Annotated in this window: 19 protein-coding genes; 16 read left to right on the forward strand and 3 right to left on the reverse strand. The window is 45.5% G+C overall.

The window, feature by feature from the left end:
* Nucleotides 1-94 precede the first annotated feature (94 nt).
* From KAI36_RS07535 to KAI36_RS07590, 12 genes are all read left to right on the forward strand, one after another.
* Nucleotides 95-976 (forward strand): putative sporulation protein YtxC, encoded by an 882-nt coding sequence (locus KAI36_RS07535; RefSeq protein ID WP_220027409.1) that lies wholly within the window; start codon nucleotides 95-97, stop codon nucleotides 974-976.
* Nucleotides 977-1,037: 61 nt separating this feature from the next.
* Complete coding sequence (locus KAI36_RS07540; RefSeq protein WP_220027410.1) at nucleotides 1,038-1,613, forward strand: 3D domain-containing protein; 576 nt, start codon at nucleotides 1,038-1,040, stop codon at nucleotides 1,611-1,613.
* Between the two features lie 84 nt (nucleotides 1,614-1,697).
* Nucleotides 1,698-2,006: a hypothetical protein gene (locus KAI36_RS07545; RefSeq protein WP_023987799.1), complete on the forward strand. Its 309-nt coding sequence runs from the start codon at nucleotides 1,698-1,700 to the stop codon at nucleotides 2,004-2,006.
* Nucleotides 2,007-2,201: 195 nt separating this feature from the next.
* The gene (locus KAI36_RS07550) at nucleotides 2,202-3,788 is read left to right on the forward strand and encodes a S1C family serine protease (protein ID WP_023987800.1); all 1,587 of its coding nucleotides are present in this window, start codon (nucleotides 2,202-2,204) and stop codon (nucleotides 3,786-3,788) included.
* A 149-nt stretch (nucleotides 3,789-3,937) separates the two neighbouring features.
* Nucleotides 3,938-4,627 (forward strand): response regulator transcription factor, encoded by a 690-nt coding sequence (locus KAI36_RS07555; protein ID WP_013309432.1) that lies wholly within the window; start codon nucleotides 3,938-3,940, stop codon nucleotides 4,625-4,627.
* Nucleotide 4,628: 1 nt separating this feature from the next.
* On the forward strand, nucleotides 4,629-6,107 hold the full coding sequence (locus tag KAI36_RS07560) for a sensor histidine kinase (RefSeq protein ID WP_013309433.1): 1,479 nt from the start codon (nucleotides 4,629-4,631) through the stop codon (nucleotides 6,105-6,107).
* 110 nt (nucleotides 6,108-6,217) lie between these two features.
* The gene (locus tag KAI36_RS07565; protein ID WP_220027411.1) at nucleotides 6,218-7,174 is read left to right on the forward strand and encodes a 4-hydroxy-3-methylbut-2-enyl diphosphate reductase; all 957 of its coding nucleotides are present in this window, start codon (nucleotides 6,218-6,220) and stop codon (nucleotides 7,172-7,174) included.
* 264 nt (nucleotides 7,175-7,438) lie between these two features.
* Nucleotides 7,439-8,476 carry a 3-deoxy-7-phosphoheptulonate synthase gene (gene aroF, locus KAI36_RS07570; RefSeq protein ID WP_220027412.1) on the forward strand — a complete coding sequence of 346 codons (1,038 nt, stop codon included), beginning with the start codon at nucleotides 7,439-7,441 and terminating at the stop codon, nucleotides 8,474-8,476.
* 271 nt (nucleotides 8,477-8,747) lie between these two features.
* Nucleotides 8,748-10,172 (forward strand): type I glutamate--ammonia ligase, encoded by a 1,425-nt coding sequence (gene glnA / locus KAI36_RS07575; protein ID WP_023987803.1) that lies wholly within the window; start codon nucleotides 8,748-8,750, stop codon nucleotides 10,170-10,172.
* A gap of 265 nt (nucleotides 10,173-10,437) precedes the next feature.
* Nucleotides 10,438-11,529 (forward strand): 3-phosphoserine/phosphohydroxythreonine transaminase, encoded by a 1,092-nt coding sequence (gene serC, locus KAI36_RS07580; RefSeq protein WP_028542950.1) that lies wholly within the window; start codon nucleotides 10,438-10,440, stop codon nucleotides 11,527-11,529.
* Between the two features lie 239 nt (nucleotides 11,530-11,768).
* Nucleotides 11,769-12,233 (forward strand): tRNA (uridine(34)/cytosine(34)/5-carboxymethylaminomethyluridine(34)-2'-O)-methyltransferase TrmL, encoded by a 465-nt coding sequence (trmL, locus tag KAI36_RS07585; protein ID WP_023987805.1) that lies wholly within the window; start codon nucleotides 11,769-11,771, stop codon nucleotides 12,231-12,233.
* A 376-nt stretch (nucleotides 12,234-12,609) separates the two neighbouring features.
* Complete coding sequence (locus tag KAI36_RS07590; RefSeq protein WP_013309439.1) at nucleotides 12,610-12,858, forward strand: AbrB/MazE/SpoVT family DNA-binding domain-containing protein; 249 nt, start codon at nucleotides 12,610-12,612, stop codon at nucleotides 12,856-12,858.
* 98 nt (nucleotides 12,859-12,956) lie between these two features.
* Here the strand turns inward: KAI36_RS07590 and KAI36_RS07595 are convergent, their stop codons facing one another.
* Together KAI36_RS07595 and KAI36_RS07600 are read right to left on the reverse strand one after the other, a co-directional pair.
* Nucleotides 12,957-14,024, reverse strand: a complete 1,068-nt coding sequence (locus tag KAI36_RS07595; RefSeq protein ID WP_220027413.1) for a phosphodiester glycosidase family protein — start codon at nucleotides 14,022-14,024, stop codon at nucleotides 12,957-12,959.
* Nucleotides 14,021-14,428 (reverse strand): hypothetical protein, encoded by a 408-nt coding sequence (locus KAI36_RS07600; protein ID WP_023987807.1) that lies wholly within the window; start codon nucleotides 14,426-14,428, stop codon nucleotides 14,021-14,023. The genes KAI36_RS07595 and KAI36_RS07600 overlap by 4 nt, the downstream gene beginning before the upstream one ends.
* Nucleotides 14,429-14,703: 275 nt before the next feature.
* On the opposite strand from KAI36_RS07600, the gene KAI36_RS07605 reads away from it, so the two are divergent.
* Together KAI36_RS07605 and KAI36_RS07610 are read left to right on the forward strand one after the other, a co-directional pair.
* Nucleotides 14,704-15,360 carry a response regulator transcription factor gene (locus KAI36_RS07605; RefSeq protein ID WP_220027414.1) on the forward strand — a complete coding sequence of 219 codons (657 nt, stop codon included), beginning with the start codon at nucleotides 14,704-14,706 and terminating at the stop codon, nucleotides 15,358-15,360.
* A gap of 50 nt (nucleotides 15,361-15,410) precedes the next feature.
* Complete coding sequence (locus KAI36_RS07610; RefSeq protein ID WP_029516518.1) at nucleotides 15,411-16,664, forward strand: aminotransferase-like domain-containing protein; 1,254 nt, start codon at nucleotides 15,411-15,413, stop codon at nucleotides 16,662-16,664.
* 19 nt (nucleotides 16,665-16,683) lie between these two features.
* On the opposite strand, the gene KAI36_RS07615 is transcribed toward KAI36_RS07610, so the two are convergent.
* On the reverse strand, nucleotides 16,684-17,517 hold the full coding sequence (locus KAI36_RS07615; RefSeq protein ID WP_220027415.1) for a DUF2161 domain-containing phosphodiesterase: 834 nt from the start codon (nucleotides 17,515-17,517) through the stop codon (nucleotides 16,684-16,686).
* 283 nt (nucleotides 17,518-17,800) lie between these two features.
* Between KAI36_RS07615 and KAI36_RS07620 the strand changes: the two genes are divergently transcribed.
* Together KAI36_RS07620 and KAI36_RS07625 are read left to right on the forward strand one after the other, a co-directional pair.
* On the forward strand, nucleotides 17,801-19,696 hold the full coding sequence (locus tag KAI36_RS07620) for a PrkA family serine protein kinase (protein WP_220027416.1): 1,896 nt from the start codon (nucleotides 17,801-17,803) through the stop codon (nucleotides 19,694-19,696).
* Between the two features lie 291 nt (nucleotides 19,697-19,987).
* Nucleotides 19,988-21,022 (forward strand): globin-coupled sensor protein, encoded by a 1,035-nt coding sequence (locus tag KAI36_RS07625; protein WP_220027417.1) that lies wholly within the window; start codon nucleotides 19,988-19,990, stop codon nucleotides 21,020-21,022.
* The last annotated feature ends 37 nt before the right edge of the window (nucleotides 21,023-21,059 follow it).

The following is a 21,059-nucleotide window of genomic DNA, read 5'->3' on the forward strand; positions in this document are numbered from 1 at the left end:
TTTTGAATATGTCTTTCTGTTTCCAGTCGTTCACTTCGTATAACCCTTCAGAGGCCGCCATATACTGAAAGCAGTGATCGAAAGGAGTGAGCCAATGGAACTGTTTACAGTGTGGACCAATACAGACGGAGATCAGGAAACCGACCGGTTTTACGAAGTGGTCAAAAGTAGAACAAAGGGACTACATATGTCACGGCGCGGATTTCGATTCACTTTCAGACAGCTGGATAACAAAGTGGCATGGACCTGCAAGGGCACAGAAAGCAATTCGGCGTTTGAAAGCTTTCTCCCCTGTGTATACAGCATCATGTCTTCGGCAATAGCGGATTATATTATCGAAGTCAAGGAGTGGGGGCTGCTCAATCTCATTCTCACCAAAGCCTGTTCGCTGCTGGAGAAAGAGGATACAGAGCAAATTGGCAGTATGATTCGTTCACTGTTAAACGATGATGGCCCCAGAGGCCGTTTGAAGCGTCATGGTAAGCTCACTACTCTCCTGGAGAAGGATTTCAAGGAGCTTCGTGTGATCAATTTGGAAGGACTGATTCAATTTAGGCTCCATGCATATAAAAAAGAGCTTGAAGAAATCGTCGACTATGCTATGGAAGAATTCTGGGCAGATCGGCAATACGAAGAATTTATGGGGCTGCTTAAATATTTTGTTTTTTTTCAGGAAAGCAAAGTTCCGCTCGTACACGTACTTCACCAAGGCGGACATAATTTTACGATTCTGGATAGTGCCATGGTGCCCATACCGACTCCTGATGCAGATGACATCATTGTCGAGATGCCAGGCATTGAATTGGAAATGGAGGTCGAGGATCGAATCGTGAGCACCCTTATTTCGATTTCTCCTGCTTCCATTATATTGCACACAGACGATGAACACACCCCCATAGTGCGGACACTCCTGCATATTTTTGAAGATAAAGTGAAGCTGAGCAGACTTTATCCAGGTCAGGATGTTCAAAAATAATAATCTGTTCGTATAAACTAATGGATTTCTGGAAAGCCTTTGCCTCAAGGGGAGGTTTTTTATGAGATCCATGTTGGTATGGAAACGGATTTTGGGAACCGTGTTAATTGCAACCTGTCTGGTATTGCCCGGCAATGAAGTTTACGGTCACAAAGAACCGATCCAGCATAAAAAATGGCAGTCCACACCTGTTTTAGCTCCACGCGAAGAGCAGGTTATTACGACCATGACGGTCACGGCAACAGGATATACAGCAGGCTATGAATCGACTGGCAAACGGCCAAGTCATCCCGGTTACGGTATTACGTATTCCGGTGTAAAAGTGCGTCGTGACAAGAACACACTGTCTACGATTGCGGCTGATCCCAAAACGTTTCCTTTGGGAAGCATATTGTACATTCCAGGTTATGGATACGGGATTGTAGCAGATACAGGTTCTGCGATTAAGGGCAATAAAATTGACTTGTATTTTAAAACAACCCGGCAGGTATATTCTGAATGGGGCAAGAAAGATGTGGATGTTCAAATTATAAAAAAAGGGAACGGAAAATGTACAGAAAAGATGGTCAAATCGCTCCAAAAGGTGATAGAAACGCATAAAACTATTCCGACCGCGACACTGGATGCTTCCATATAATCCTTGAATATTGTTTTTTCCAACATCACATACTATGTTGCGGGATGAGCTTATCCCGCAAAACATACTGGGAGGTTGAGAATTATGCCAAATCAAGGCGGAAGTTCTTTCACGAACAAAGGCTTCAAGGCAAGCGCAGGAAATCAGTTCAAAGCGGAATTTGCACAAGACAATACGGTTGGTGTCGTTTCACAAAAGGTAAAGCAGTCTGAACAAAATAAAATTCAAGACAACTTTCAGACACCAAATGAGAAGTATGATGAAGAATTTGCAACAGAACAAGGTGGTACAGGCGCTGTAGCTCAAAAAGTTCAAAACTCCAGTCGCAACAAAGTTCAAAACAATGCTCAAACACCGAACGAAAAGTTCGACGAAAACTTTAACACGAAATAAAAAAGCATATACAATTGATAATGCTCCGGATTATATCCGGGGCATTTCGTTTTAAGTGAAAGTGATTAGGTACAATAGGTCTAAGGTTTTATCTCCTTTTTAATTGTTTTTAAGGTGGAATTAAGGTTTAAAGTGCAAAATAAAGTCAGTTAAACAACACCACCTTGAAGCATAGGGTTTGGGAGGAGATATACAATGGACGAATTTAAAAATAATAACTCCGGACGCCGGAACGACAACGATCAGGTTGATACCGATAACGCAACTCGGCAAAACGATTCGAACGGTTCCTCATATTATTATTCTTACGGCCCTTTTTCTTCAGTTCAATCGGACGGACAACGTAAGGAAGGGCAGTCGGTGGAAAAGGATGTTGAGATTACGCCACCACAGGCAGTGAGACCTCTTCCTCCCTCATACCATCGCGCTATGCCTGAGCAACAGGATGGTTCGGGTCGGAATGGCGGCAACTGGCAATTCAAACCGAATAAGCCCAAGTCGCAGGTGAAAACAATTTTCTTATCTTTTTTGGCCGGGATGCTGGTCATTACGGTATTGATGTACACAGCTGACCGAACAAATATGTTCACACCCGAGACGGCGTTGACTTCGGCGGCAGCTGAAAGCGGAGAAACGACTAATTCAGGAACAACCGGCTCGACTCCAAGCGCAGTTCCGGCTGTGATGCCTTCAGGTACCGCTGATGTTCAATCTGTTGTGGCCAAGGCTGGGCCGGCAGTCGTCAAAATCGAAACGCTTGCCAAACAAACCAGTGGCAGCAGCGGCAGACAAAGCAGCCCTTATTACAATGACCCGCTGTATCAATACTTTTTTGGTAATCAGTATGGTGACAGTGGCAGCAGCGGTAACAGTAATGAAAATGAAGGTAGCAACAGCGGGCAGCTGACTCCGCTTGGTATTGGTTCCGGTTTTATTTTTGATAAATCGGGTTACGTCCTAACCAACAACCATGTTGTTGAAGGCGCGAGTGTGGTTCAGGTTACAGTAGAGGGGACTAATAAGCCTTACGAAGCCAAAGTCTTGGGAAAAAATGCTGATCTTGATTTGGCGGTACTTAAAATTGAAGGCAAAAACAACTTTCCGACAGTAACTTTGGGTGACTCCGATAACGCTAAAGTCGGCGAGTGGATGGTCGCAATCGGCAACCCTGAAGGCTTTGAGCATTCGGTAACAGCCGGGGTGCTAAGTGCGAAAGAACGTACGATCACCATTAATAGTGAATCGACTGGAAAACCGACGCAATACAAGCATCTCATTCAGACGGATGCGTCCATTAACCCTGGTAACTCTGGCGGACCGCTGTTAAATCTGCAAGGGCAGGTTATCGGTATGAACGTAGCTGTTAGTGCAGACGCACAGGGAATCGGGTTTGCGATTCCGTCCAATACGATTTTGGAAGTCGTCGATAAGCTGAAAAATAACCAGCCTATCCCGAAAGAACCTGTACCTTTCATTGGTGCAAGTCTGTTAAATTTGAGTCCTGAAGTAGCCAAAGAACTGGGTACATCCCTGACCGAAGGCTCGGTTGTACGGGATATTATATACAAATCACCAGCTTATCAGGCCGATCTGCGTCCTTACGATGTGATTATCGGAGCGAATGGCACGCCTTATAGCACATCACAAGAGCTGATCCAGTTCATTCAAAAACAAAAAGTGGGTACAGCACTGACACTTAACATCGAACGAGCCGGACAGAAAAAAGATGTTCAGCTGAAAATTGGCAACAAAAATGACTTTAGCTCGACGCTTCAGCAATAAGCTGATAACTCTACAAAAATGAACATGTGCACGCAAGAAACGGAAGGAAGATCCCTTCCGTTTCTTGCTGTATGAAGCAGCCAGATGCTACACGCGTCTACTCCTGCTACAATAGAAGGAAAAGAAGAGATAAAGGAGTTCGATCGTGTATGCGTTCTACTATTCTAATCATTGATGACGATGAAAAAATTGTTTCCATGCTGCGCAGAGGGCTGGCATTTGAAGGCTATGAAGTGCTGACAGCCGCCAATGGAGCAGAGGGATTAAATAAAATGCTGACAGCTGAGCCTGATGTGGTCGTGCTGGATGTAATGATGCCGCAGGTCGATGGTTTTGAGGTATGCCGTCGCATGCGGGAGGGTGGAAGCACGGTACCTGTTCTGATGCTTACAGCCAAGGATGAGGTTGAGAATCGGGTTAAGGGCTTGGATCTAGGGGCTGATGATTATCTCGTCAAGCCGTTTGCTTTAGAGGAGTTGCTGGCACGAGTGCGAGCGCTTTTGCGGCGTAAAACCGAACAACAGGACAATAACGGAAATCGGCTTACCTTCGAGGATTTACAACTGGATAACGAATCCCGTGAAGTGGTTCGTGGCGGCAAACGCTTGGAACTGACGGCTAAAGAATTTGAACTGCTCCATTTGTTCATGCAAAACCCCAAGCGTGTTCTGTCGCGTGATCTGATTATGGACAAAATTTGGGGCTATGACTATAGCGGAGAATCGAATGTGCTGGAAGTATATATTGCCATGCTACGACAAAAAACGGAGCAGGATGGCGGTAAACGACTCATTCGTACAATTCGGGGAGCTGGCTATATTTTAAGAGGTGATGTGTAATATGTCTATTCGGTGGCGGCTGACAGCTTGGTATTCGAGCATCTTGGCTATTGTACTTGTCATTTTTGGTCTGGCTATTTACGGACTAGTATATTACTACACATATAATGAAGTGAAAAGTCAGCTTATGACTCAGGCGCCACAGATTAACAAGCAATTACGCCTTATTATTAAAGGGGGATTGTTTGAAGTCCCTAACCTGGATTTAGGATTGGAGCAGGGGCGTGGAATAGATGACTCACAGCTATATGTACAAATTTACAATTATACGTCCGGAGTTACCAAAACCACCCAAAATATGAAAGACCTCAATATCACCTTCCCTGTTCCATCCACAGCGGCAGGAGCAGTTCAAAATGAGGGAATTCGACGTGTGAACGTAAATGGGGATTCCTTTATGATTTATCAACAGCCCATTAAGTCCGAGGAGTTGGGCTTGGTGGTCGGGCTGCTACAGGTAGGACAATTCACGGGTTCTCAGGACCGACTCATGAACAGGTTACAAAATGTGCTTGTATACGGTTCGTTGTTTGCATTACTCGCTGCTGCGACCTCAGGTCTCTTTCTGGCTCGCAAGTCTATGAAGCCGCTGGTCAAGGTCATTGAGGGGGCAAATCAGATTCAATCCAGTAATGATTTGAGTGTACGGATTGAATATGACGGACCACCAGATGAAATTGGACAATTAATCGGGACGGTTAACAACATGCTGGGGCGTACAGAGGTGTTTTACAAGGAGCTGGAAGATGCGTACGGTGCACAGCGTCGTTTTGTGGCTGATGCTTCCCATGAGCTTCGTACGCCGCTAACGACGATCCGTGGCAACGTTGATTTTTTGCTCAAAATGTGGACTACCGAACCAGGAGAGCGACCGAATATGGATGAAGAGATGATTCGCGAGCTTTCTATGGAGGCATTAAATGACATGGCGGATGAAGGCAAACGGATGAGCCGTTTGGTGAGTGATATGTTATCACTCGCGAGAGCGGACACAGGGAAAACGTTCGATAAGACTCCCGTTGCGTTGGAACCGCTTGTAAGTGAGGTTGCCCGTCGTGCTCAGTTTTTAGAGCGAACGGCCGAATGGAATGTGGGAGATTTTTCGTTGCTGAATGGTATTTATATGGATGGCAGCAAGGATTATTTGCAGCAAATGCTATTCATCTTCATTGATAATGCATTCAAATATACACCTGAAGGCACAGTCCGATTTGATGCCATTATTTATCAAGGACAGGTGGGGCTACGGATCAGTGATACGGGCATTGGAATGGATAAGAGTGAGGTTCCCTTTATTTTTGACCGCTTTTACCGGGCAGATGAGTCACGCGGGGTGACGGAGGGAATTGGGTTGGGGCTATCTATTGCCAAGTGGATTATTGATGAACATCACGGGTCTGTGGAAGTGGTTACGCGCCAAGGAGAAGGAACGACATTTGTCATCTGGCTTCCGGTCAGCTTTTCCGCGCCTTTGGAATAGGCTATAATAGGAAGGCAACTACATCATAGAATTGGCCGGTAGAGGCGTGGAAGCCCACAGCTGCCCAGTTTTGGAGCTGTATACTGTGTCGAAGAAAGCGGGGGCTCATTTTGGAAGTACTCAGAATTTCGCCCCGGGGTTACTGCTACGGCGTAGTCGATGCCATGGTATTGGCACGTCAGGCAGCCAGAAATCTGGACTTACCCCGGCCTATTTATATATTAGGCATGATTGTGCATAACAGTCATGTCACCAATTCCTTTGAAGACGAAGGGATTATTACACTGGACGGCCCGAACCGTATGGAGATTTTAAGCCAGGTAGAGAGTGGCACTGTTATCTTCACTGCTCATGGCGTATCACCAGAGGTTCGCAAGCTGGCACGAGACAAGGGGCTGACTACGGTAGACGCGACTTGCCCTGACGTCACAAAAACGCATGATCTGATTCGGGAGAAGTCTGCCGAAGGCTATCAGATTGTTTATATTGGCAAAAAGAATCATCCAGAGCCAGAGGGAGCTATCGGTATTGCTCCTGACTATGTTCATCTGATTGAAAAGGAAGAAGAGATCGACAGTCTTACGTTACCAGCTGGCAAAATCCTTATCACGAATCAGACGACCATGAGTCAATGGGACATTAAGCACATTATGAAGAAGCTGCTGGAGAAGTTCCCAGGTGCTGAGATACACAATGAAATCTGTTTGGCGACGCAGGTACGTCAGGAAGCGGTAGCTGAGCAGGCTGGACAGGCGGATCTGGTGATCGTTGTCGGTGATCCGCGCAGTAACAATTCAAACCGATTGGCTCAGGTTTCGGAGGAAATTGCTGGTACAACAGCTTATCGTATTTCTGATGTGACCGAGCTGAAGAGGGAGTGGCTTGAGGGAGTAGCCAAAGTGGCTGTGACTTCAGGGGCTTCCACGCCGACACTGATTACCAAAGAGGTTATTACGTATTTGGAGCAGTATGATGCGGCTAACCCGGATACGTGGGAGATTCAGCGAACCATAGATATGAACAAACTGCTGCCTCCTGTACGGGAGAAGTCAAAAACGACGAAATAGTATGTGATTGATTACAGCCGTTATTCGGATACAACCATCCGGATAGCGGCTTTTTAAATTGTTTTAGTTTATAGATATTATTCGGTTAGCTTCACTAAGTTAGAATATTGAATAATTCGGGATAATTAAGCCTTGACGAGTATAGCTAAAACAGGTATAGTTGCTTTAACGAATAAAAGCTTAAAAGCGAACAAGCGTCTAAGTGACATAATATCAATCTATAATGGGTTAATAAAAATATGTATCATAGAGAGGAAGAAAAAAATGATCGTTATCGCTGGTGTTCAAACACCTGAAGAGCATATTCAAGCTATTGTTGAAGTTATTGAGAAAGAAGGATTGCAGGCTCATGTATCAAGGGGATCGGATCGCACGATCATCGGACTGATCGGTAGCGTAGAGCCCAAGCTGGCTGAACATCTGCGTCAAATGAAAGGCGTAGAAAATGTGGTTAAAATATCGAAGTCCTACAAATTGGCCAGCCGTGATTTTCATCCGGAAAATACGGTTATCTCCATTAAAGGTATAAATATCGGCGGGGGCGAGCTTGTCATTATGGGTGGACCATGTGCCGTTGAATCTGCTGCACAGATAGATGAAATTGCCGGATTGGTCAAAGCAGCAGGTGCGCAAGTTCTCCGTGGAGGTGCTTTTAAGCCGCGTACAGGGCCTTATAGCTTCCAGGGAACTGGTGTAGAAGGTTTGATCATGATGGCTGAGGCAGGCCAAAAGCACGACCTCCTGACCATCACAGAGGTCATGACACCTGAATACGTAGACATTTGTGCGGAATATGCCGATATCCTGCAAGTAGGTACACGTAATATGCAAAACTTCGATCTGCTGCGCAAGTTGGGTACTTGCGGCAAGCCAGTGTTGCTCAAACGCGGCTTTAGCTCGACTTATGACGAGTTCTTGAATGCTGCCGAGTACATCTTGGCAGGTGGCAATCCGAATGTTATGCTGTGTGAGCGCGGTATCCGCACATTTGAAACCTACACTAGAAATACACTCGATTTGTCTGCGATCCCTGTGTTGCAACAGTTGAGCCATTTGCCGGTTATTTCTGATCCTAGTCATGGCACGGGTAGACGTGAATTGGTTGTTCCTATGACGAAGGCTTCGGTCGCTGCCGGAGCGGACGGACTAATTATTGAAATGCATACAGATCCCGATAACTCGATGACGGGGGACGGCGTACAATCCCTGTTCCCAGATCAATTTTCAGATTTGCTGAAAGATTTGGAAATATTGGCTCCTGCTGTGGGGAAAACATTTCACACGCCTAGTACCATTGCTTAAAACCAATGTTTAACATTAATGCATAAAAGTTTTGCTGCAACGCAGTGATGAGATCTAAATTACCTAAAAGCCCGATGTTTCGGGCTTTTTGTGCTATTCAAATGTTATCAAGGGCGTAAGCATATCTAACATTAGTTTAAAAAATACCTTACATAGCTATTGACCCGTGTCATGTTTGAGATTTATAATGACGACAGAAAAAAACATTCGATCATGAACATTTCAGGGTTGTATAAGACTTAATGTTCGGAAAAATTGGGAGGAAGAAGACATGTCCGTTGAAAACGTATTGAAAACAATTCAGGAAAATAATATTGAGTGGGTAGATTTTCGTTTTGTAGATTTGTCTGGTCGTGCTCACCATATTTCATTGCCAGCTTCCGAAGTAGATGCAGAAACATTTGTTAACGGTGTTGCATTCGACGGTTCTTCCATTCCCGGCTATCGTGGCATCGAGGAGTCCGACATGGTTATGCTGCCCGATCCAGAAGCGGTTTTTATCGACCCTTTTACTCAGCATCCTACGCTGAATATTCTGTGTGACATTGCTACGCCAGATGGCGAAAAATACGACCGCGATCCTCGCGGCATTGCAAAAAAAGCTGAGGCATTTCTGCAATCCGCAGGAGTGGGCACAGCAGCATTTTTTGCACCTGAGTCCGAGTTTTTCATCTTTGATGATGTTCGCTACGAAAGCGGCATGAATAGCTCCTCCTTCTTCGTAGATTCCGAGGAAGCAGCTTGGAACACGAACCGTAAGGAAGAAGGCGGCAACCTGGGCTTTAAAGTGGGAGTGAAGGGCGGATATGTACCTGTAGCGCCAGTAGACACCCAACAAGATATCCGTAGTGAAATGTGCCGTTTGCTTGAAGAAGCAGGTCTGAGAATTGAGCGCCATCACCATGAGGTAGCTACAGCAGGCCAAGCGGAAATCAACTTCCGTTTTGATACACTCAAGAAAACAGCAGATAACCTGCTCGTTTATAAATACATTGTACACAACACAGCTCGTCAATATGGTAAAGTGGCAACATTCATGCCGAAACCAATCTTTGGAGACAACGGAAGTGGTATGCACGTTCACCAATCCATTTTCGATGGCGACACTCCTTTGTTCTACGAAAAAGGTGCTTATGCTAATCTGAGTGAAATGGCTCTTCATTACATTGGTGGTATTCTGTACCATGCACCTGCGTTGATCGCTTTGACAAATCCAAGCACAAACTCGTTCAAACGTCTCGTTCCTGGCTACGAAGCGCCAGTTAACCTGGTATTCTCCAAGGGTAACCGTTCTGCGGCTGTACGTATTCCAGTAGCGGCTGTTACTCCAAAAGGCTGTCGGATCGAGTTCCGTACACCAGACTCCACTGCTAACCCTTACCTTGCCTTCTCAGCGATGCTGATGGCGGGTCTGGATGGTATCAAACGCAAATTGAACCCAATCGAATTGGGCTATGGTCCACTTGACACCAACATTTACGAGCTGTCTGACGCTGAAAAAGGTAAAATCCGCAGCGTACCTGGTTCATTGGATGAGGCCCTGGACGCTCTGGAAGCTGACTACGAATTCTTGACAGAAGGCGGCGTATTTACGAAGGACTTTATTGATAACTATGTAGAGTTCAAACGTTCTGAAGCTAAATCGGTGAACATCCGTGTTCATCCACACGAATATAGCCTGTATTTTGACTGCTAATAACTTGATTGCTTAGCTGCTTTGAATAACAACCACTAGCTTACGGGTAACAGTTGTTATTCAAGATAGGTCTCCGGTCTTATGCCGGGGACCTTTTAATATTAAAGTGAAAATTACAAAGTAAAGATGTTAAATATGTTAACATTCACAGCTTTGTCACATCATAAATGAAATTGAAAACATTTTTATACAAGTCTTGAACGCATTTATGAATACTGCTATCATAGCGATAATATCCACACCAGAGTAGAGAAGGGATGGGAATTTGTTGAGTAAGAGAGCCTACAATTTTAATGCAGGACCAGCGGCATTGCCGCTCAAAGTACTGGAACGTGTACAAGCTGAATTCGTAGATTTCCAGGGAACAGGGATGTCGATCATGGAGATGTCTCACCGTGGAGCTGTGTATGAATCTGTTCATAATGAAGCGCAGGAACGCCTGCTATCTCTGCTGGGCAATCCACAAGGCTACAAGGTGTTATTCCTACAAGGGGGCGCAAGTACGCAGTTTGCAATGCTGCCTTTAAATTTCTTGCGCGAAGGACAGACAGCGAGCTATGTAATGACAGGTAGCTGGTCGGACAAGGCATATAAAGAAGCCAAGCTACTGGGCAAGGCTCATATTGCCGCATCCTCCGCTGATGAGAAGTACATGCGTCTTCCGAATGTGGATTCCTTGGACTTGCCTGAGAATACTGCTTATGTGCATATGACGTCCAACGAAACGATTGAAGGTACACAATTTAAGCAATTCCCGGATACGGGTTCTGTACCATTGATTGTGGACATGTCCAGCGATATTTTTTGCAAGCCTTTTGATGTTACTCAATTTGGATTGATTTATGCTGGCGCACAAAAAAATCTGGGACCTTCTGGTGTGACGGTCGTGATTGCCCGTGAAGAGTTGCTGACTTCCTCACCAGACAATATTCCTACGATGTTGCGTTATAGCACATATGAAAAAAATAACTCTCTCTACAATACTCCCCCATCCTTTGCCATATACATGGTGAATGAAGTGCTGAAATGGATTCAGGAAGAAGGCGGTTTGGAAGGCATTGAGCGTGTGAACCAGCAGAAAGCTGCTTTGCTATACGACCGTATTGACAGTAGCGAAGGCTTCTATCGTGGTTGTGTAGACAGCGCTGATCGCTCTATCATGAATGTAACCTTCCGCCTCGCGAATGAGGATCTGGAAAAACAATTTATTAAGGAATCCGAACAGGCCGGATTTATCGGACTGAAGGGACATCGCAGTGTAGGAGGGCTTCGCGCCTCGATCTACAATGCTGTTCCACTGGAGAACTGTCAAGCATTAGCCGAGTTTATGGACGGATTCAAGCAACGTAACAGTTAATTACGCGGACATATATTTCGATACACGATATTTAAAATCGAAAAAGTAAATGTAGAGCCTTCCCTGAATGTGTATAGGGGAAGGCTTTTAGTGGTGTGGGTTGAAATTTTTGTCGTTTGATGTTCATATCTGTCTGATTTTGTTAAAATAAAAGAATGTGTATGTTTATAATGTATACACTTTGGTTAAACTGTAGGTTATTTGTCTGATGAATTTAATGATGAAGGGAACGAAACGTGATGCCATTACATATTGTGCTTGTCGAGCCGGAAATCCCGGCTAACACAGGTAATATTGCCAGAACGTGTGCTGCAACCGGAACTCATCTGCATCTGGTGAAGCCACTGGGCTTCCGTACCGACGATGCCACGTTAAAACGGGCTGGACTTGATTATTGGTATGCTGTCCACATTGAATATCACGAGTCTTTTGCTGAAGTGCAGGAGAAATATCAGGAAGGCCGCTTTTTTTATGCGACGACCAAAGCGAATCAGCGATATAGTGATATTGCATTTCAGGATGGAGACTTCTTGGTATTTGGTAAAGAAACGAAGGGTTTGCCTCCAGAGCTGCTAGCTGCTAATCCAGATACATGTATCAAGATGCCTATGTCTGATAAAGTAAGATCTCTAAACTTGTCGAATTCCGCTGCGATTATTGTATATGAAGCGCTGAGACAAATGGATTTTCCGGATTTATCATAAAGAGCATCGAGTGAACAAGTATAAATGCGAATAAAGAACCAGGACCTTAGTTGCTAATAAGAGTTTCACCTTTGTTGCTCAAAGGTACATGACAGTGGAGCTTAAATAAAGGTTGTATGGTCGAAAATTTGCGAAATTTCTCAGCGAGGGCTAATGATAATTGGCTTTCCGGTCGATAAAAATATTATAGACATTCTGTACCATACTTTGATATGGTTCATGATTTTATGAAAAAATGTAATAAAATTTCCTGTGATCAGCAGGATTCGACAAAAAGACAGCGAATACTACATAAAGAATAGTGTCTTTGTACCTAGTTTTTCGCATGGTAAGAAATTTGTAAGTTATTACTCAATAGGAGAGGTGTACGATCACGATGAAACCTGCCGGTGTGGTACGTAAAGTTGATCAGCTGGGGAGAATAGTTTTGCCTAAGTCACTGCGTAAAAGATACCAAATGAATGAGGGAGATCCTGTCGAAATTTTGGTTCAGGGTGACCACATTATTTTGGAGCGTTACCGTCCAAAATGTGTATTCTGCGGGTCAGTAGAACAAGTGAACGATTTCAAAGACCGTTATATTTGTGCTCAATGCCTGACAGAAATGACACAGTATTCCTCCTAAATGAGGCAAAAGCATCACGACATTCGTTCGTGATGCTTTTTTTCGGATAGAGCCGTACGTCGGCTAGCATATTTAATTTAGTAGTAGACTATAGGTAGCTATTTATAGAACAAAAAATGAGTAGGGACTGGACGCAAATTACCATCGGACGGTTTGTTTACGACTCGACCGTTAAGTATAAGCGAAGAGGAACCGCCTCCGTCCAAATTATAGGCATCTTGAACACCTAGATTGTACATTTTCCCTTGCAGTTCTTCGAGCGTCGCGCCCGAACCCCCGCTTTCATTGTAGCCGTCTACGACAATAATGAGCAACTGATCATCTTTATAGTTGCCAATGACCGTACGTGGGGCCCGCTTGGGGGAGACTTTCCATTTGTCAGGAATAGGAATTTTTTGTCCCCTTTGTAGCAGGGCGGGAACGAAGGTAGCCCCAAAGGCAGGCTTTAAGCTGTCAAGAGCACCTTGACTGTAGAATTTGCCACCGATAAGCTTGCCATCGTTACTCAGTCCGACGAAGGATAAATCCTTAAAACTGGACTGAAAGCCAGTAAGGTAGTGGCCGTTCAAGACAGTAGTGCTTAATGGATAGCGTTTGCCGTCTCCATCCGCAAAGCCGCCTGCATTGATGCCTGCAATAGCTCCGTGTCTCAAGACTGCACGCATGGTGGTTTCGGAGCCACCCAATTTGTCACTTCCCAAAGACATTTTCATAGCTGTAGGATCTTTAAGTTTGACCTTCATAGCGTAGCCATGATAAATTCCCGGGTTTACCTTAAACAATTCAATGGTAATCCGGTTGCTATCTACCCGCTCATAGGGAACCCCCAGTTTGGCGGTGATACGTCGATCATAGATGACCGCGGGCCGCTTGGACTGCGTAGAGGCAGTCACGACAAGCTGATTCATCGTTTGGGTCGTTTGCTTGTATAGCTCAGAAGTCCGGCGAATCGTAGACAAGGTGTAATTTGCCGTTTGCTTGGCTTCAGCAAGCTGCTTGCCTACTGATTGCGTTTGTAGAGTGACTTCAGCTTTTTGCAGACTCGAAGAAGTAGACCCAGGAAAGCTCAATGAGGGATGCACTAACAAAATACACCCCAACAAACCGATAAAAGGAGCAAGGGCCAACATAAAGAACCGGTTCACTTGTTTTGCGTCTACATTCATTTTAGCAAGTCCATTTTTTTCTGAAGTGTATTGAGTTGCTGCTTGACTTCGTTTAATTGGGTATACAGTTTATTGCTGTTATCGGTCTTATTGTTTGCATTATCCTTCGTAAAGGTCAGTAGTTCATTGAAGGACTGGACTTTTCCCTGCAATCCGCTAACTTCCTTGGAAAGAGCAGTCAGTTGCTTTTCATAGTCAGATTTGAGTGCTTGAATCTGTTGGTCTGTATGGGTTTGCATCTCGTTTAGCATTTGCTGCTTCAAGTGATTGCTATACAGATAGGTTGCGAGAGCACCTAGTATAATAAGAATGAACCAAAATAGCAGAAAAGCCTTTACGGGTAACCCCTTTCTTGAATTGCTCCGCCGAGCTTCGGTAGGAGGACGTTCAGGTGAAGCTTGCATACGATTTTCAACTCCCGTGTAAAGTCAAATTTCCAGTCTTTATTTGCAGTTCCAATTCTATCATGGGCCTATTTATTTCGCAAAAGCGAAATAGTCGTATAAAAATATTGGAAAAAGAGATTGCATCGGAAGGAAGTCCTAGGATACAATTTCCTTAAACGTTTTTCGCTTCCTATACGTTCACATTCGCGCAATTTCTACATATGCAATCCCCAATTTTAGAATTATTTTCGCTACTAACTATGTATTTTTTTGTAAAATCAGGAGGTTTAGATATGAGAAAAGTATGGCAGGTGGTCATCATAGATATCCATCCTACAAGTATGCTGGGAACAAAGCTTATTTTGGAAGACCAGCAGGATTTGCTTGTCAGAGGGATGTCTTCCTCCGGAACGGAAGGCTTGGAGCTGGCTTGCTCCATTCGACCGGAAATCATTTTAATGGACTACAGGTTGCCTGAGGGAACGGCGGAACCATTTTTGACACAAATGCGGGCCTTGTCTCCAGACAGCCATATTGTTATTATGACGGATGAGGATAATATTACGTTGTTTCAGCAGCTAATTTCGCTTGGAGCAAATGGAATGCTATCCAAGCAGGCATCACCGAGCCAGTTAATCCATCTGATCAACGGTTTACGCGAAGGATTTGCTTCTTTACCAATGGACTGGATTCGGTGTGGAAACTGGCCCTTTATACCGTTAATGGCATCCGAGCCTTTTGACGAATTGACACAAACCGAAGTGTTTATTATGGAACGTATTGTACAAGGTATTACATATGACAAAATTGCTATCGAGATCGAAGTTAGCCGGCGCTCCATTGATAATTATCTACGTAAAATTTATGCGAAATTAGGCGTGTCCAGCCGGGCGCAGGCGATTGAACGTTATGCCTTATATGCGCGTCAGATGAAGCAGCTATATGCCTGACGCGTCAGCCCGGAGATCATGACCTATTTTTCAGGAGAAGGAGGATGTTCATGCAATATTCCTTTGCTTCACGAACGGCTGCGATGTTGGCTTCTCCAGTGCGTCATATCCGGGAAAATGCGAGAAGACACTCCTTTATATCTCTGGCTGAAGAACTACCTGCACAAGAGCTGTTTCCGGTGAAGTTGCTGGAAGAAGCGGCCCATGATGTGTTTGGCTCCGGCCCTGACGCCCTCCAGTATGGTGAACCGGAGGGCTATTTCCCTTTGCGGGCATGGCTTGCGGGAGAGTGGGAACAGCGTAAAGGAGTAAGAGTACCACCAGGTCAAATCCTTCTCACGACAGGCAGTCAGCAGGCCATTGACCTGATCATAAGGCTGATGGTGGATGAGCGTGATCCGGTATTGGTTGAAAACCCTACATCTCCTGGATGTTTACAAGTACTATCTATGCAGGGTGCGCAGATCGTTCCTGTAGAATCAGATGGGGAAGGTGTCATTCCTGATAAGCTTGAAGCTTTAATGATCCGTTATCGACCCAAGCTTTTTTTTGCCACGCCAACGTTTACAAACCCGACGGGCTCCTTGTGGAGCGCGGCAAGGCGGCAGGAAATTTTGGACCTGTGCAGGCATCATGAGGTGCTAGTAGTTGAGGATGATTCTTATGGTGAATTACATTTGAAGCAAAAAAATGAGTCCCATGACAAGAGTCCGCATGGTCAGAGTCGAAAATTTGCAGAGACTTACCCCTCACTATTTGCGCTGGATCATGCGGGCCAGGGAGGTCAAGTACTCTATATCGGTTCGTTCAATAAAACAGTTGCTCCTGCGCTGAGAACGGGTTGGGCTGCTGGTCCTGCGCCACTGATTGAAGGGATGTACGCCTTGAAGCAGCTGGCTGATATGCAATCCAGTACGATGAACCAACGACTGCTGTTCCAATTGCTGACCAGCTCGCGTTTTCAATGGCACGAGCACTTGGCGATGTTGAACAAGGAATATTCGACTCGACTTCAATTAATCTTGGAGCTGCTCAAGCGCCCGTTTTGGAAAGACGTGACGTATCATATTCCGTCCGGTGGCATGTATGTATGGGTGCAGTTGCCCGATGGGCTGGACAGCGCATTGCTGCTAAAGGCGGCGTTACCCAAAGGCGTAGCCTTTATGCCCGGTGCGCTATGTGCGGTTGGCAGTGAAGGCGCGTCCCATATCCGACTCAATTTTAGCCATCCGGGCCGTGAGCAATTGCTTATGGGCATGAATCTGATCGGTGAGACGATCAGTGAATTTACTGCGCGGAGCTAGCAAAAACCATCGCCCCATGTCAGTCATCCTCTGCTTCCGCAGCAACGGTGGAGTAAGTGATTGGCGCTTTCGCAATCTGAAGCTGTCCACTGTCCTCGTCAAGCTCTGCGTCCATTCCAGTGGCCGTTTTAATGCCATGCTCTTGCAGTACTGCCGCATACTCGTTCAGGGCAGCTTCGCCAAACGGAGTCAGTCGATAGCGGCCGCGGGATACGCGCTCAAACCAGCCGTAGTAGTTGTGCTGAAGTACGGCAGCAGCTGTGCTGACGGCTGCTATGCGGGCTAGCTGCGCCGGAGCGGCTTCCCCCAAGCTCTGCAAGGCTACGGCTACGCGCAGCGCTTTTTCCCGATAGGCAGTGACCAGCTTGCGTCGGGTGCTGCCACCGGTATTGTGGTCACCGCTGCGTGCGTGAAATTCCCGCAGCAGCTTTTCCTTGCGCGAGCCGGGGCGTACCTTTGCTGCATTGTGGACATTGTCGCTAGGCGCCGCAGGCTTACACAGTACCTCAACGAGCGGCGGCTTAGTTTTAAAATGAGTGACAGTGAGCAAGCCAAGTCCTAACTGGCGGCACAGTCCGACCAGCTCGTTCCAGCGCTGATTGACTGCCCCTTTTTTGGCACGATTCCGTTCTACAGCTACATATACATTGCTGCTTAGTTTCAAACGCTGCATGCCTTGCAGCACAAGCGCCAGGTTAAACGTCTTTTTGATCTCCACAATCAGTGGTGTCTGTTGTCCTGGCTTGATACCCACCAAATCGCAGTTGCGCACCTCTCCTTTGACTTCATATCCCAAGTTCTCAAAAAAGGCTTTCACCGGAGCGTACAGCTCCGTCTCATGCCGAACCGCCATGACTTCTTCCGCTCCTTTATCCCATTATTCCGAGCTTATATTGTACCATAATGCGTCAGGTCCGCGTCGTTGTTGTATATTTTAGCACAGTGTATCCCTTGGTTTTTTCGAAAAAGCAGAGAGACCTGTCATAAAAAATAGGTCAATTCTTAAATCAATCTGCATAGGTATGTATTACACTTTTTTTAAGGGGATTGCATCATATCCTGAAAGGCGTGACGAGTGTAGCCATAATCATCAGGAGTGGAGGATAGTCATTACGCAGTCATGGGAGGAACCGAGCATGAATATTTTTGAACGCGTTGCGGAGTACCGGGCGGAAAACAACCGTCTGGCCTGGAGCGGCACTTTTAGAGAGTATATTGAGATACTCAAGAAAGACCCGACGCCGGCGATGACAGCTCATGCACGGGTTTACAAGATGATTGAATCTTTTGGTGTAGAAGAGGTTGGGGGACATAAGCGATACAAATTTTTTGAGCAGGAGATCTTTGGACTGGATCGAGCGCTGGAAAAGTTGGTGGAGGAATATTTCCATTCATCAGCCAGGCGGCTCGATGTGCGCAAACGTATCCTTCTTTTGATGGGACCCGTCAGTGGGGGGAAATCGACATTGGTCACGTTGCTAAAACGTGGTCTGGAGAAATTTTCGAGAACGGATCAGGGAGCTGTATACGCGATTGAAGGCTGCCCCATGCACGAGGACCCGCTTCATCTGATTCCTCATGAGCTGCGTCCCGATTTTGAAAAGGAGCTGGGTGTACGGATTGAAGGTAATCTCTGCCCATCCTGCCAGATGAGATTGCGCACGGAATTTGATGGCGATATTGAAAACGTCCGCGTGGAGCGGGTATTTATATCGGAAGAAAACCGGATTGGTATTGGGACGTTCAGCCCTTCTGATCCGAAGTCACAGGATATTGCTGATTTGACGGGCAGCATCGACTTTTCCACGATTACGGAGTATGGTTCGGAATCCGACCCGCGTGCGTATCGGTTTGACGGAGAATTGAACAAAGCGAATCGTGGACTGATGGAGTTTCAGGAAATGCTGAAATGCGATGAGAAGTTTTTGTGGAATTTGCTTTCTCTGACCCAAGAGGGAAACTTCAAGGCTGGGCGGTTTGCGCTCATCAGTGCAGATGAACTGATCGTGGCTCACACCAATGAATCCGAGTATAAAAGCTTTATTGCAAACAAAAAGAACGAGGCGTTGCAATCACGGATGATTGTAATGCCGATTCCTTATAACCTGAAAGTATCTGAGGAAGAAAAGATTTACGCCAAGCTCATTGAACAAAGTGATATGAAACATATCCACATTGCGCCTCATGCGCTGCGAACGGCTGCCATTTTCTCCGTGCTTACCCGCTTGAAGGAGACGAAGAAACAGGGGATGGATCTGGTCAAAAAGATGCGCATGTATGACGGTGAAGAGGTCGAAGGATACAAGGAAGCCGATCTGAAAGAAATGCAAAGTGAGTTTCTGGAGGAAGGTATGTCCGGGGTAGACCCGAGGTACGTCATTAATCGTATTTCTAGTGCATTGATTAAGCAAAATGTGGAATCCATCAATGCCCTGGACATTTTACGAGCAATTAAGGATGGTCTGGATCAACATGCCTCCATCACAAAGGAAGAACGGGAGCGCTATCTGAATTTCATTTCCGTGGCTCGTAAGGAATATGACGAATTGGCGAAAAAAGAAGTGCAGAAGGCTTTTGTGTACTCTTTCGAGGAATCGGCCAAGACGTTGTTTGACAACTATTTGGATAACATCGAAGCTTTTTGCAATTGGGCGAAAATTCGCGATCCACTCACAGATGAGGAACTCGACCCGGATGAGCGGCTCATGCGCTCTATTGAGGAGCAAATTGGAGTATCGGAAAATGCGAAAAAAGCATTCCGTGAAGAAATATTAATCCGTATTTCCGCGTATTCTCGCAAGGGACGGAAGTTTGAATATCATCATCATGATCGGCTGCGAGAAGCCATTGAGAAGAAGCTGTTCGCCGATTTGAAGGATATTGTGAAGATTACGACTTCGACCAAAACGCCTGACGCTAATCAGCTCAAACGGATGAATGAAGTGATTAAGCGACTGATTGAGGAGCATGGCTACACAGGAGCCAGCGCTAACGATCTGTTGAGGTATGTAGGTAGCCTCCTGAATCGGTAAGACGAAATAATAAACAAGTACAGTATGGTGAAACCATGGGTTGATCGGGATGGTGCCACACGGTTGTGAGGTATCCGATCAACGTGTTTCGTAGAGGGAATTCGGCAAGCACAGGGGATTTCAGGTGCTGTCGGATTCTTTTTTTGTATCATCAGGCAGTTGTGATTATATATTTTCTGAAATTGCTATGAAAAAAATCATAATCAATCTTCTGCTTTTTTAACATTTTCTAAAAAGTTGCCTATAAATATGGTAATGTAAAATCTATGTAAACTATTAATGGAGGAACTTATGATTCATGTCGCGGAGAGTAGATTAAAACAGATACAATATATTGGTATTACTGATGATGATTTGGCTTTATTGCATCATTATCAGGGACTATTCCAATCTATTGTGAATGAGGTGGTCGATCGGTTTTATGAGCATGTAGAAAAGGTTCCGCATCTCATGTCGATTATTTCCAAATGGTCGAATATTGAACGACTAAAACAAACACAACGTGAATACTGGCTTTCTCTCGCAGATGGAAAAATAGATGATCCGTTTATCGAACACCGTCTTTTTGTGGGGCAGGTACATTCCCGAATCGGATTGTCTTCCGATTATTATTTGGGCACGTACATTGCTTATCTTGATATTGCAGTGGACATTTTAAAGCGTTCGGGGATAGAGGACTGGTTTTTTATTGTGCATGCTCTTTCTAAAATGTTCAACCTGGATTCCCAGCTTGTACTGGAAGCTTATCAGGAAAAGGAAAAGGAAAAGGAAAAGGAACAAATCAACGAGCTGGCCGGCGAACAAACGCAGGTGCTGACCGTTGTGTCCCGAATTGCGCAAAATTTGACCGGGATGATTGCTGAGCTTAGGGAAAATACGGATAATATCGCGGAGAGTGCCTGCAACACTGCTTCTTCGCAGGAACATACAGAGGAATTGGTACAGCATTTGAGTGACGAGATTAAGCATATTGAGCAGATGAGCGGTACGATCCGGGAACTGTCCGATCAGACTCATCTGCTGGGACTGAATGCGGCGATTGAGGCTGCCCATGCGCAGGAAGCAGGGCGCGGGTTTCAAATTGTGGCACAGGAGGTGCGAAAGCTTGCATCCAATTCAAAACAAGCACAGGAGCAGATTCAGCGCAAGGTGCTGGATATTGCCCGTATGCTTGACAGTGTACAATCCGAAACAGCTGCCACAACAGCCAGTGCCCGGCAACAGGCTTCCAGCTCAGAGGAATTGGCTTCGTTCACAAAGCTGATCGAAAACATGGTGAAGGAATTGGAAATGCTGCAGCACTCCTCGGAAATGCTGCAGGTGTAAGATGTGGCTTGAAGAGTATCCTTACGTTGGAGGCTTC

The organism is Paenibacillus sp. S02, assembly GCF_019454065.1.
Classification (GTDB): domain Bacteria; phylum Bacillota; class Bacilli; order Paenibacillales; family Paenibacillaceae; genus Paenibacillus; species Paenibacillus polymyxa_B.